Genomic DNA, 13,060 nt, shown 5'->3' with positions numbered 1-13,060 from the left:
AAAGTTTTTTTTAGAATCTGTAAATCACTTCTTTATTGAAGCCTTCAAGCATTTTTTCTGCTTTTTCGTAATCTTTGGTAAAGCCCAAAATGTAGCCACCGCCGCCGCTTCCGCAAAGCTTTAAGTAATAAGCATTAGAATCAAGACCTTTTTTCCATACTTTAAATATACTTTCTGGAATCATCGGACGAAAATGTTCGTAAGCCCAATGTGAAAGTTTTTTTAGATTTCTGAAAAAAGGATTCATATCTTTTTTAAGGAAAGCCTCAATGCAAGCATTATTGTATCGTATAAACTCTTCTTTCAAAGTTTTTCGAAAACCTTCAGTTTTCATTTTTTCAAAGAAAATCTGAACCATTGGCCCCGTTTCACCCGTCATTCCGGAATCGATAAGGAAAATAGCTCCTTTTCCGTCTTCACTTCTCGGGATTGCTACTTTATCTACACTTTCTCTGTTTTCAATAAGAATAGGCAGATTCATATAGCAAATAAGTGGATCAATTCCTGAACTTTTTCCATGAAAATAGCTTTCCATTAGTCCAAAAACATTTCTGAGACTTTTAAGTTCGTCTTTAGAAATATTTTCAGGAAGATGTTTTATAATCGAATACCTTTCAAAAATTGCAGCTACCAAAGCTCCTGAGCTTCCCACACCATATCCTTGCGGAATATTGCTGTCGAAAAACAAACCTTTTGAGATTTCGTTCTGAAATTCCCGAACATTAAGTTCAAAGCCTTTCGGAAGTTCAAGATTTAATAAATAATCTGCGTATTTTGAGAGACTCTGGTTTGATTTTTTTTCAAATTCTGAATCTAATGACGAGAATTTTAAAGCACCTTTATAAAAACTATACGGTAATGTCAAACCCTGCGAATCTTCAATAATTCCATATTCTCCAAACAAAAGGATTTTTGCGTAAAATAAAGGGTTTGTCATGTTAATAATTCTTTTTGCAAAGTTAATGTATTTTGCTGAATATTAGCAAATTTTGAGCCGAATTACAAAATATCCTTGTTTTTTACAACCTTTACATTTAGAAAACGTATCAGAATCAATCCTGCTGCAAAAAACAAAGTCATTGAAAGCGCTGCATAACGCATATTGTTGAATTGCCCGATTAAAGTTGCAAAGATGAATGTTCCTAAAATAACTGCCAGCTTTTCCAACACGTCATAGAAACTGAAAAATGTAGTATTTTCCATTGAATCTTCAGGCAAAAGTTTGGAATACGTTGATCTTGACATTGCCTGAAGCCCACCCATTACAAGACCAACAACAGCAGCAACGCCATAAAACTGGTATTCAACCGTTGGATTTTCTTTATTTAGGAAAAATGCCCAGATACAAGCTACAATCCATAAAACGATCGCAATCGAAATTACATTTTTGTTTCCTATTTTTCTGGAAAGCCTTGAGAAGATCACTGCTCCAATAATGGCTTCAATCTGAATAATCAACAATGTTCCGATCAGCTTGTCTTGCGCAAGGTTGATTTCACTTTTACCAAATAACGTGGCCATTAAGAAAATCGTCTGCATTCCGACGCTGTAAAAAAAGAAACTGGAAAGGAAAAATTTCAGATTTCTATCTTTAAAAAGTTCGTTTCCTACTTTAAATAATTCACGGAAGCTTTCTTTTGAAATGTCTTTATAAAAGCTCAAATTATCTTTTAAAACTCCAAAAAAACCGCCTTGCTCTTCATGTTTTTTAAATATATTTTTATAATTAAGAAGAACCAAATCTTTAGGAAGTTTATCTTTAACATCACCAAATTGCGGCAAATGCTTAAATGTATATTGGGAAAAGCCAAACCACCAGGCTCCGGTCAGCAAGAAACTGATTCTCGTGAATATCAACTGCTGCTCTGCTCCTTTTGCAAAAACCTGAATCAGCACCAAACAAATGATAACCAAAACTACAGAACCTAGATAACCGTAAACATATCCTTTTGCTGAAAGCGCATCTTGTTTGTCCCGTGTTGCAATATCCGGTAAAAAGGAATTATAAAACACCAAACTTCCCCAAAATCCGACACTCGCCGTAATACTGAAAAGAAGTCCTAAAAAAACATTGTGCATTCCTGTAAACATAGCCAATCCCATACATGAAGTCGCTCCTAAATAACAGAAAAACTGCAAGAAAGACTTTTTGTTCCCAATCGTATCAGCTAAAGAAGATAAAAAAGGTGACAAAAGAACGACAATCAAAAAAGAAATGGTAAGCGAATAACCATAAATCTCATCCGGCTGAAACTCTGACCCGAAAATCTTAATCATGTGCCTTACCGGAACATCGATCCACCTTCCTGTTTCTTCAACATATTGCTTTTCCTCATGTTTTGTCGTGAGAATAGAATAATATATAGGAAAAATAGTAGAAGTGATTACTAAAGAATAAACAGAGTTGGCCCAGTCATAAACAGCCCAAGCTTTCATAAGCTTCGGATTGTTCTTTATATTTTGTACCGGTTGATTTTCAGTTTCAGACATTTTCAAAACAAATTAGTTGCACAAAAATAGAAAAACCATTAAGAATATGCTTAAAAAAAGAATATTTCTTAATGGCTTTGAGTATTATTTAATCTAGAGTTCTTTATTTGTTTAAAAAATCCTTGAATTTTGGATAAGTAAGGACTTTAAAAATAATCAATATGGTTCCTAAACTTTGAAGAATAGATCCTATTACCAAGCATATATTCCCATTAATTGCTCCAAACGAAATGTGGGTAATTCTAAGCCAGGCTGCTATTAAATTAATTAAAAATCCTGCTAAAAATATAAAAATGGCATATTTTGCTTTCATTACATATTTTCAATAACAATAGCTGAAGCTCCACCGCCGCCATTACAAATAGCTGCAGCACCATATTTACCGTTGTTTTGCTTCAAAACATTGATTAAAGTAACGATGATTCTTGAGCCAGAACTTCCAAGTGGATGTCCTAAAGCCACTGCTCCACCATTTACATTTACTTTGGAAGAGTCTAAACCTAATATTTTATTATTGGCAAGACCAACTACAGAAAACGCTTCGTTGAACTCGAAGAAATCAATATCAGAAATCTCTAAACCAGCCTTTTTAAGAGCAATCGGTAAAGCTTTTGACGGTGCAGTTGTAAAGTTTTCAGGCTCATGAGCTGCATCAGCGTAAGAAACGATTTTAGCTAAAGGCTTTAATCCTAATTCTTCCATTTTTTCTTTAGAAACAAGAATCAAAGCGGAAGCGCCGTCATTCAAAGTAGACGCATTGGCTGCCGTTACCGTTCCTTCTTCTTTTTTGAAAACCGTTGGAAGAGTTGGAATTTTATCAAATTTCACTGCTTTATATTCTTCATCTTCAGCAAAAACAATCGGATCACCTTTTCTCTGGGGAATTGAAACCGGAACTATTTCTTCAGCAAATTTACCATCATTCCATGCTTTTGCAGATCTTGTGTAAGATTCTATCGCAAACTTATCCTGATCTTCTCTTGTGAAACTGTAATCTGTTGCACATTTTTCTGCACAAACTCCCATGTGAACTTTGTTGTAAACGTCTGTAAGACCGTCTAAAACCATTCCGTCCTGCATTTTTATATCGCCTAATTTTGTAGCATTTCTTGCATTGTAATAATGAGGAACCATCGACATATTTTCCATACCTCCGGCGATAATAACGTCGGCATCGCCTGCTTTGATCGCCTGTGCAGCCATTGTTACCGCTTTCATTCCTGAAGCGCAAACTTTATTGATCGTCGTAGAAGGAATTTCGTTGGAAAGACCCGCTCCCAAAGCAACCTGACGAGCCGGAGCCTGACCTTCGCCAGCCTGCAAAACATTCCCCATATAAATTTCCTGAACGTTTTTCGGATCAAGATTTATTTTATCTAATGCTCCTTTTACAGCAACTGCTCCCAATTTTGTAGCGGGAACGGTTGATAAGCTTCCCATAAAACTTCCCATTGGCGTTCTTACTGCGGAAACTATGAATACTTCTTTCATGTGTATATCTTTATTTTTTATTTTAAATTAACTTTAAGAAAAACATTATTCAACTTTAGTTTGATTTTTAGCTGCAAAAATCATAATAAAAGCTCCTAAAAACTCGATGATCCAGCCCCATTTCAGCTTTACGGTTGCTGCTAATGTTTCTGTCCAAGATTTGAAAGGTAAAAAGCTGAAATAGCTAAATGCCTGATATTTAATTGCAAACAAAGTAAAGGCAAATAAAAGGACTAATAAAATTCCAAAAACTCTTACCATTTTCAGGCTGTTATTAATAATCCCAAAAAGTGCAAATGCAGAGAAAACCCAGCACGCGCCTGCCAAATAGTAATCAACTTTCCAATAGTTCCAGTTTCCTATAATCGGAATATGAACAAGCGGCAGGAAACTTCCTACAACCACTAAAATCAATCCTATTAACTGAATATTTTTCATCTTTCTAAAATGCCAAAATACGAAAAAAAACACACTTATTTCAGGTGTGTTTTAAAATCAATTATTTAAATTTAAATGATAAGTATTGACAAAATAATTAACGTTAAATTAATTATTTTTTAATTAAAATGAATTTTAAATGATTAATCAAAAATTAATATAAAGCAATTCCAAACCAATCTGAAAACCATATTTGTTATTAATTTTGGTAAAATCATTGAAAATCGGAGTGAAATCTTTCTGAACGTAAATATTGAATGCGCCAAATCCAAAAGACAGTTTTCCACCAAAAAGAAAATCATTTGCCACACCGGGAATATTTTCTTTATAAGCAACCCGATGATTATCAGCGTTTTTATAAATAATCTGATTTTGGCTCGCCACTCTTACACCGCCATAAATTCCTGCAGATATTCGCAAATTTCCTTTAGAATTATCAAGCATTTTTTCGTTGTTTTCAACAATATATTTCGGGTTTAGTACAAACACAAAGTCCAACGGAACAACTGCATAATGATTTATAAAACGTGAATTTTTCAAATTTCCAGACGTAAAATCTGTCAAAAAAAATTCATTATTATCGTAAGAAAAAACTTTTGAGTGAGACGGAACAAATGTGTCGCCTCTATAACCTAAGCCGAATCGGTAAAAAACAGGAGATGTCAACGCGCCGAATTGCCTTGTGAATCTAAATTCTATCAATGTAGAGGTAGATTTACCAAATCTCATCTGTGAAGATTTATCCCCAATATCCAGTGACGATGCGGATTTCGTAAGGTTTATGAATCCTATTGCGACATTCATATCTATCGTTTTTAAAAGTTCTTTTTTGGTCTGTTTTGAATCTTTAAAGCTTAAAAGTGCATTGTTTTGACTAAATTCTATATTATCAAATATTTTTCCTTTTCCCAAAACAAAATTTTTCACCAGCTCTTTGGTTGCATTTTCGAGATCAGTTTTTTGTTCATCTACTTTTTCATTGATGATTTGCTCGTATTTTAAGGCAATATCTGTTCTCTGCTTTTGCTTTTCTTCCGCCGACATTTTCTTTTCTTTAAAATCTTTATCAAGCAGATCGAGCTCAATATTCATTTTAGATTTTTCAGAAACAATGATGCTGTCAATCTTTTTGGAGTAATTTCTCATTTGGAAATCTATGTAAGACTTTTCCTGTGCAAAGCCATAAAAAAAGGAAAAGAAAACAGCCAGTAATGTAATTTTCGTTTTCATATTCAGATATTATTTATTTTAAATTCAGACATTATTTTATTTTCCATTCTTTTTCAGAACAGTATAAATTGAGCTTAAACGTAATTTTTGATGTTAAAAAATTATTTAGTTTCTAAGGAATCTGAAAAAACCGTAAAACCTAAAATTTTAAAAGTATTTGGACTTTTTATTTTAATTTTTGCCATATCAAGAACACCGAAATTCTTCTGATTGTTATGGTTTTCTTCCCTTGTTTTATCCAGTTCCCTTCCTAATAACAGCTGATCGGCATTGATGTAGCTTACTTTTTTGCGTTCAACAATTGCATGCTGCTGAATAGTAGAATTGCTTATTTCTTTGATCGGAACCTGAATAATTTCATCTTTAATTTCCTTTTTATTGTTCACAATTTGGGACTCAGATTTTATATTTTCTTGGGTTAAACCTGAATGATCTTTTTTATAGGTTTCGTTTGGTTTTGTTTGAACAACAATTTCTTTTGTCGAATTTTCAATAACCGGATTTTCAATAACCGGATTTTCAATATCAACTTTTTTAATGGCTGCATTTTTAAAAATCTCATCACTTGGAGCTACTTTTGTAATTACTTTTTTTGGAGCAGAACTATTTTCAAGATAGAAAAATGCGCCGAAAGAAATTAACAAAATGATTACCGCTGCATATTTCCACCAATGAAAAGCCTGTTTTTGAACTTTATTATCTTTTTTATCTAATTCCGCATCTATACGAGACCAAAGCTGGTCGGAAGGTTTTATCTGAAGCTGGTCGTAATCGGATTTTAGCTGTTTTATTATATTTTTTTTCATCTGTTTTTATTGTTTTTGTTTGTTCAGATGCAACGCCTGTATTCTTTTGTTTTCTAAAGATATTTTTGCTTGAGGCGTTTCATTTTTGTTTGTTTTCAAATAATTTACCAGCCATTTTTTTGCTTTACTAAATTGGCTTTTGCTTGTCCCTTCAGAAATATTGAGCAATTCTGCAATTTCCTGATGCTTTTTTTCTTCAAAAACATAAAGATTGAATATGAGCTTGTAACCTTCCGGCATTTCCGAAAATATTTCTTCGAGATTGATTCCGTTCAGGTTTTCATCAAAATTTTCATCTTCAGAAACTTCGGCAATTTCAACATCCGCATAAAGGATATTTCTGTTTTTTCTTACAAAAGTGATGGCATCGTTTACCACTATTTTCCTCAGCCAATAAGGAAAGCTTTTCCATTCTCTGCAATCTTCGATTTTACTGAAACATTTAAAAAAAGCATTCAATAAAATATCTTCTGCATCATGAATATTGTTTGTGTAAGAATTTGCAACAGCGAGCATCTTAGCCGAAAACATTTCATAAAGTGCTTTTTGAGCCCTTCGATCCTGTTTTCTGGCAAGTTTAAAATTCTCTTCTAAATTCTTCATGTATCAGTTTTCTAATCATAAGACGGGAAAAGGTGAAAATGGTTGCCCGAAAATAAAAAAATTGCACTTCTTTTCAAAAATGCAATCTAAAATTTTAATAATCAGTTAGATAAATCAATGATTAATATTGGCTACCGCTTTGGGATCGTGTTTGTGCTTGAATAAGATCCAGAAAAGAATTGCAAGCACCAATGCATACGCCGCAAAATAAAGCCAAATCTGTTGCCAGTCTTTTACCATTACAATTTTGGATAAAGTTCCATCGGGATTTACCGCAGAATTAAAGCTGTTTTTAAGTATTTCTAAAAAAGACGGATTGTTTGGTGTCGTTTCAAGATATGTTGACAAATCTGAAGCCGTAGTAAATTTATGTGTAAAGAATTTATCAATTGCCCAACCTGCTGCATAACTTCCGAAAACAGCTCCGAAACCATTGGTCATCATCATAAATAAACCCTGTGCAGAAGATCTTATTTTCTTGTCTGTAGTGGTTTCAACAAATAAGGATCCTGAAATATTAAAGAAGTCGAAAGCCATGCCATAAACAACGCAAGAAAGTACGATTAAACCTAATCCATATCCATTAGGAACGCCGTAAGCAAAGAATCCGAATCTTAAAACCCATGCAAACATAGAAAATAACATGACTCTTTTTATTCCAAATTTTTTCAAAAAAAACGGAATTGCCAAAATAAATAAAGTCTCCGAAACCTGAGAAATCGACATGATAATTGTTGATCTCTGGACAACAAAAGAATCTGCATATTTAGGAAAATGGGCAAATTCACTTAGGAATACATCTCCGTAAGCATTTGTAAGTTGCAACGCAGCTCCCAAAAGCATAGAAAACAAAAAGAAAAGCGCCATTTTGTAGCTTCCAAAAAGCTTAAAAGCGTTTAGGCCAAGCTGTTCGGATAATGGTGCATTTTTGTTGATTAATTTTTGAGGCGGGCATTTTGGTAATGTTAATGCATAAATTCCCAAAATTATCGCAGCTACTCCCGCAATATAAAATTGTCCTTCTGTGGCTTTATTTCCTGTCAAATTGGTAATCCACATTGCAACAATAAAACCTATCGTTCCCCAAACGCGAATCGGAGGAAAATCTTTCACCACATCTAAATTACTGTTTTTCAACACGGTATAAGAAATAGAATTGGCCAATGCGATTGTCGGCATATAAAAACACATGGCAACCAACATCACTGAGAAGAAAGAATTAGGATCTGCGCTGTGCGGCAAAATGAAAAGAGTGATTCCGTAAAGAATCTGTAAAACAGAAAATATTTTTTCAGCATTTATCCAGCGGTCGGCAATAATACCCGTAATGGTAGGCATGAATATGGAAGCGATTCCCATTGTTCCGAAAACAGCGCCAAACTGAGTTCCGTCCCAATGTTTTGTGCCGAACCAAAAATTTGCCATCGTTATCAGCCAGGCTCCCCAAACAAAAAACTGCAGAAAGCTGAGGATGGTCAAACGTAGTTTTAAACTCATTGTTTAGTTGTATATCTTTTAATCAATTTTCTTTTTCCTTCTCTTGATTTCTTCCTGAATTTCAAGAGCTGTATCAAAATCTTCTTCTTTCACGGCTTCATCCAACAGTTTTTGCAATTCTTCCATAGAAACATTTCTAAGGCTGTCTTCATCGTGTACAGTATCTGAAAACGCATCTTGCTCTTCTTTGGCTACATCTTCCAGCTCGAGAAGAATTCCAGCCTCGTTTAAAACCTGCTGAGTTGTAAAAATAGGTGCGTCAAATCTTACCGCCATCGCAACAGCGTCCGAAGTACGAGCATCAAGGATCATTTCTTCGTCAGTGATTTTATTCTTAAAATTGATATTTGAAAAGAAAACCCCATCAACAATCTGATAAATAATGACTGAAACCAATTCAAATTGTGCTGAAACTATAAATTTTGTAAATAAATCGTGAGTAAGCGGACGCGGCGGATGAATGTCTTTTTCCAGACCTAATGAAATGGATTGGGCCTCGAAATTGCCTATTACAACAGGTAATTTAATGTGTGTTTCTTCATGTTCCAATAATAATGCGTACGCCCCTGATTGTGTCTGGCTGTACGATATTCCGCGAATGATTAGCTGTTTATAATCCATGGCTACAAATATAAATTAATTTTTTATTGTAGGTTTTACTTTTTAAGCAAAAATAAAAGCTCGGAAACCGAACTTTTATTTTTTTAAGTGAATTGTGAATTCATTTCATTGGTGAATTTGCATCGCAAGTGAATTTTCTTAATTTATCTTTAAAAATTGACAGCAAAGCAATGACCATTCACAATTGCTTATCCTTTAATTGCTTTAATTTTCTCTGTTAATGCAGGAATAATCTGGAAAGCATCACCTACTACTCCATAATCAGCTGATTTGAAGAACGGAGCGTCAGCGTCACTGTTGATTACCACAATCGTTTTTGAAGAGTTAACTCCGGCTAAATGCTGAATCGCTCCCGAAATACCGATTGCAATGTAAAGATTGGGAGCAATCGCTTTACCAGTTTGCCCAACGTGTTCTGTGTGAGGTCTCCATCCGATGTCTGAAACCGGCTTTGAACAAGCTGTGGCTGCGCCTAAAACGCTTGCTAACTCTTCTACCATTCCCCAGTTTTCAGGACCTTTCATTCCTCTGCCTGCAGAAACTACAACTTCAGCTTCTTTTAAGTCTAGTTTTCCTGAACTTTGCTCGTGAGAGATTACTTTTGTGTCTTCATTGGCTACTGAAAGATTTTTAACTTCTTCAGAACCTGAAACTGCATTTTCTTTAACACCAAAAGCATTTTGAGAAACAGTGATAATTACACCACTTCCTTCAGCTTTTGCATGCATAAATCCTTTTCCTGAAAAAGCTTTTCTTTTTACCTGAAACGGAGAAATGCTTTCCGGTGCTTCCAAAACATTGGTAATTAAAGAAAAGTTTTTCATTACAGCCAACATTGGTGCCACCGAAGAAGCATCTGTTGTGTGTGGAAAAACGATAATATTTCCGTCAGCAACTTCACTTACCGCCTGCGCATAAGCTTTTGCTGAGAAATTTTTAAGACCTTCGTCTTTGATATTGATTACGTTTGATGCTCCATATTTGTATAATAAATCTGAAGAATCTGTTGGGTTTACAGAGATTGCTGTAACGGTATCACCCGCCTGATCAGCAACTGCTTTAGCATAAGAAACTGCCTCAAATGCTGCTTTTTTGTAAACTCCGTTTATATTTTCTGCGTATACGAATACTGCCATTGTTTTAAGTTTGAGATTAAAAATTTGAGATTTGAAATTAGATTACTTTAGCTTCTTCGTGAAGAAGTCTTACCAATTCATCTAAATTATCCGGAGAAACAATTTTCACCGCTGCTCTTGGCGGAACGCTGTCGTAAGAAACACCCTGAACTTTCACTTCAGATGAAGTAGGCTCAACAACCTGTAAAGGCTTCGTTCTTGCAGACATAATTCCTCTCATATTTGGAATAATCAAATCTTTTTCGTCTACCAAACCTTTCTGACCGGCAATTACCGCAGGAAGTTTAACTGAAATCGTTTCTTTTCCACCTTCAATTTCTCTTACAGCCGTAGCTTCGCTTCCGTTTACATCTAAACCAACTGAAGCATTTACAAAAGGTTGATTCAACAACTGAGCAACCATTCCCGGAACAGAACCACCGTTGTAATCGATAGATTCTTTACCACAAAGAACTAAATCGTACCCTCCATTTTGAGCCACGGAAGCAATTTCTTTTGCTGTTGAAAAGCTGTCTTTAGGATCAAGATTTACTCTTACCGCATCATTGGCTCCAATCGCCAAAGCCTTTCTTATCACCGGTTCCGTACCTGCGTCACCTACGTTTAAAACCGTAACTGTTGCTCCCTGAGATTCTTGTAATTTTATTGCTTTTGTTAACGCAAACTCGTCTAAAGGATTAATAACCCACTGGATTCCGTTTTTGTCAAATGCAGATTTGTCTGCCGTAAAGTTGATTTTGGAAGTAGTATCCGGAACACTACTGATACAAACTAATATTTTCATATGTTGTTTTAATTTTTTTCTTTTTTACTTCTAAATTTAAAAACTTTCTGAAGTATTTTTATTTGTTTGTTAAGTTTTGTAAATATAATTAAAAAATATATTATGCATGCATAATACTTAGTTAATTATTATTCAGCGCATTATATGTTTTTAACTCTTTGGTTTTGTTGCTCTAAACTCAATCTTGCTTGGCAAAACTCTCGGATTCATTTTTAATATGTCTAAAACCAGATTTCCCATATCTTCGGGCTGAATTTTCCAACTGTCTTTTTCTGAAGGAATATTTCCGTTGAAGTTGGTTGCTACGGAACCCGGCATAATGACGGTGGATTTAATATTATATTTTCTCAAATCGATCATTGCAGCCTGTGTAAATCCTACAACACCAAATTTTGACGCGTTATAGCCTGCCCCGTTTTCAAAAAAATTGGTACCCGCTAAACTTGAAATAGTAATGTAATATCCTTCGTTTTTCTTTAATTCTTCCATCGAAGCTTTTAAAGTATGAAAAACTCCTGTCAGATTGGTTTCTATCATAGAATTCCATTCTTCGGAAGAAAGCTCGTCAACCGGCTTAAAAATTCCTAATCCCGCATTGGCGATTACAAAATCTAATCTTCCAAACTTTTCAACTATATTTTTAACAGCATTTTCTTCACTTTCCAAACTTCTGACATCAGAAACAACTCCTAAAACCTGTGCAGAATATTTTTGCAGATCTTTTTCCGCTTTCTCAACATCGTCTTTATTTCGTCCTGAAAATGCTACTGAAATTCCATTTTGAAGTAAAATTTCAGCAATTCCGAAACCAATCCCTTTTGTGCCTCCGGTTATATACGCAACTTTATTTTCCAACATTATATTTAAATTTAATTTCTCTAAAATAACAAAAACGTCCCAAATGGAACGTTTTTTAAATACTAAGATTTGTCAGTAATTATTTTTTAATGAATTTCTTAGAAACTTTTCCTTCTTTTGTTTTTATATTGATGATATAAGTTCCCGGTAAAAGGCTTTTCACATTAACTTTATCTTCATTTAAATTACTATTGATTTTTCTACCTGAATTATCATAAATCTCTATACTTTTGATTTCCTTATCAGATTTAATTGTAATAAAATCAGCAACCGGATTTGGATAAATGCTGATATTATTGTCTACAGACGAAATTTCGTTCGTTCCCAAAGTAGTATTGGTAGAAGTTAATAGAAGATTATCAATTGCTGCTGTATTTGCGAAAGCGTTATTGGATAATACATTTGAACCTAATGAATATCGCGTCGGCGTAAGTCCGGCTACAGGAACAACGGACGCATCTGGATAATTGAAGCTTCCTTGAGGATTTGTCCATTCATAAGCTCCTGTGGTTTTGTTGTAAGTAAAAGAAACCGCCACCCAGGTATTGGCAGGATAAGTAGAGCCTCCAGGTCCTGTAGTTCTTTCTATAGTAAAAAAGTCTGTAGGATTTCCTGGTGCTGAACTAATAGTATATCGTCCTCTGCCTACAATCCTTTTTGAAGCATAATCATATCCAATTCCCACGATTCCGAAATTATTACTGTCATACAAAACACATTCTATTATGCCATTTCCATCATTATCACCTGTAAAAATTTCCAGTGAGCCTCGAATTATATTATTTCCGGGATCTGCATTTACTGTGATCGCTTTGAAAGCTAATCTATCATCGTTATCAGAATCTCCTGTCCCATTTGTAAATTGTGCAGAATTACCATGAGCCGCATCAACAGTTACAATCTGATAATCCGAAACGGAACCTTTGTTAGCAAAATATCCATTTTGACCAACAGTTCCGGTTGTATCAGGAACCAGATTTCCCAGCGTTAAGGCATTAAAATTATCATTCACAATAACTTGCGAAAAAGTTGATATTGATAAGCTAATTAGGCATAAAATATAAATATTTTTCATAATAAATTTTTAGACCGCAAATATAAATATT

14 protein-coding genes are annotated in these 13,060 nt (G+C 34.4%); all 14 read right to left on the bottom strand.

The features are described from left to right. Positions 1-10: 10 nt before the first annotated feature. The 14 genes from AC6CHK_RS06255 to AC6CHK_RS06190 all read right to left on the bottom strand — a co-directional run bounded on the left by AC6CHK_RS06255 (position 11) and on the right by AC6CHK_RS06190 (position 13,029). Entirely contained in the window at positions 11-937 is a 927-nt protein-coding gene (locus AC6CHK_RS06255; protein WP_498094588.1) for a mevalonate kinase family protein, read from the bottom strand. Between the two features lie 62 nt (positions 938-999). Beyond that, positions 1,000-2,490 carry an MFS transporter gene (locus AC6CHK_RS06250; RefSeq protein ID WP_498094586.1) on the bottom strand — a complete coding sequence of 497 codons (1,491 nt, stop codon included), beginning with the start codon at positions 2,488-2,490 and terminating at the stop codon, positions 1,000-1,002. A gap of 103 nt (positions 2,491-2,593) precedes the next feature. Next, positions 2,594-2,803 carry a hypothetical protein gene (locus AC6CHK_RS06245; protein WP_498094584.1) on the bottom strand — a complete coding sequence of 70 codons (210 nt, stop codon included), beginning with the start codon at positions 2,801-2,803 and terminating at the stop codon, positions 2,594-2,596. Then, positions 2,803-3,981 carry an acetyl-CoA C-acyltransferase gene (locus AC6CHK_RS06240; RefSeq protein ID WP_498094582.1) on the bottom strand — a complete coding sequence of 393 codons (1,179 nt, stop codon included), beginning with the start codon at positions 3,979-3,981 and terminating at the stop codon, positions 2,803-2,805. Before AC6CHK_RS06240 ends, AC6CHK_RS06245 begins: the two co-directional genes overlap by 1 nt. Before the next feature lie 45 nt (positions 3,982-4,026). After that, entirely contained in the window at positions 4,027-4,419 is a 393-nt protein-coding gene (locus tag AC6CHK_RS06235; protein WP_498094580.1) for a hypothetical protein, read from the bottom strand. Between the two features lie 147 nt (positions 4,420-4,566). Continuing rightward, positions 4,567-5,649: an OmpH/Skp family outer membrane protein gene (locus tag AC6CHK_RS06230; RefSeq protein ID WP_498094578.1), complete on the bottom strand. Its 1,083-nt coding sequence runs from the start codon at positions 5,647-5,649 to the stop codon at positions 4,567-4,569. Positions 5,650-5,750: 101 nt separating this feature from the next. Next, complete coding sequence (locus tag AC6CHK_RS06225) at positions 5,751-6,455, bottom strand: hypothetical protein (RefSeq protein WP_498094576.1); 705 nt, start codon at positions 6,453-6,455, stop codon at positions 5,751-5,753. 6 nt (positions 6,456-6,461) lie between these two features. Continuing rightward, positions 6,462-7,058 carry an RNA polymerase sigma factor gene (locus tag AC6CHK_RS06220; protein WP_498094574.1) on the bottom strand — a complete coding sequence of 199 codons (597 nt, stop codon included), beginning with the start codon at positions 7,056-7,058 and terminating at the stop codon, positions 6,462-6,464. A gap of 114 nt (positions 7,059-7,172) precedes the next feature. Then, positions 7,173-8,555 carry a nucleoside permease gene (locus tag AC6CHK_RS06215; RefSeq protein WP_498094572.1) on the bottom strand — a complete coding sequence of 461 codons (1,383 nt, stop codon included), beginning with the start codon at positions 8,553-8,555 and terminating at the stop codon, positions 7,173-7,175. 18 nt (positions 8,556-8,573) lie between these two features. Further along, the gene (locus AC6CHK_RS06210; protein ID WP_498094570.1) at positions 8,574-9,176 is read right to left on the bottom strand and encodes a bifunctional nuclease family protein; all 603 of its coding nucleotides are present in this window, start codon (positions 9,174-9,176) and stop codon (positions 8,574-8,576) included. A gap of 188 nt (positions 9,177-9,364) precedes the next feature. Then, on the bottom strand, positions 9,365-10,312 hold the full coding sequence (locus AC6CHK_RS06205) for an electron transfer flavoprotein subunit alpha/FixB family protein (protein WP_498094568.1): 948 nt from the start codon (positions 10,310-10,312) through the stop codon (positions 9,365-9,367). A 37-nt stretch (positions 10,313-10,349) separates the two neighbouring features. Continuing rightward, positions 10,350-11,096, bottom strand: coding sequence for an electron transfer flavoprotein subunit beta/FixA family protein (locus AC6CHK_RS06200; protein ID WP_498094566.1), 747 nt, complete (start codon positions 11,094-11,096; stop codon positions 10,350-10,352). A gap of 150 nt (positions 11,097-11,246) precedes the next feature. After that, positions 11,247-11,954: an SDR family oxidoreductase gene (locus AC6CHK_RS06195; RefSeq protein WP_498094564.1), complete on the bottom strand. Its 708-nt coding sequence runs from the start codon at positions 11,952-11,954 to the stop codon at positions 11,247-11,249. Positions 11,955-12,033: 79 nt separating this feature from the next. Further along, entirely contained in the window at positions 12,034-13,029 is a 996-nt protein-coding gene (locus AC6CHK_RS06190; protein WP_498094562.1) for a T9SS type A sorting domain-containing protein, read from the bottom strand. Positions 13,030-13,060: the final 31 nt, after the last annotated feature.

This window comes from Chryseobacterium sp. GQ58 (assembly GCF_059758895.1).
This window is presented reverse-complemented; position numbering and strand designations above follow the sequence as displayed.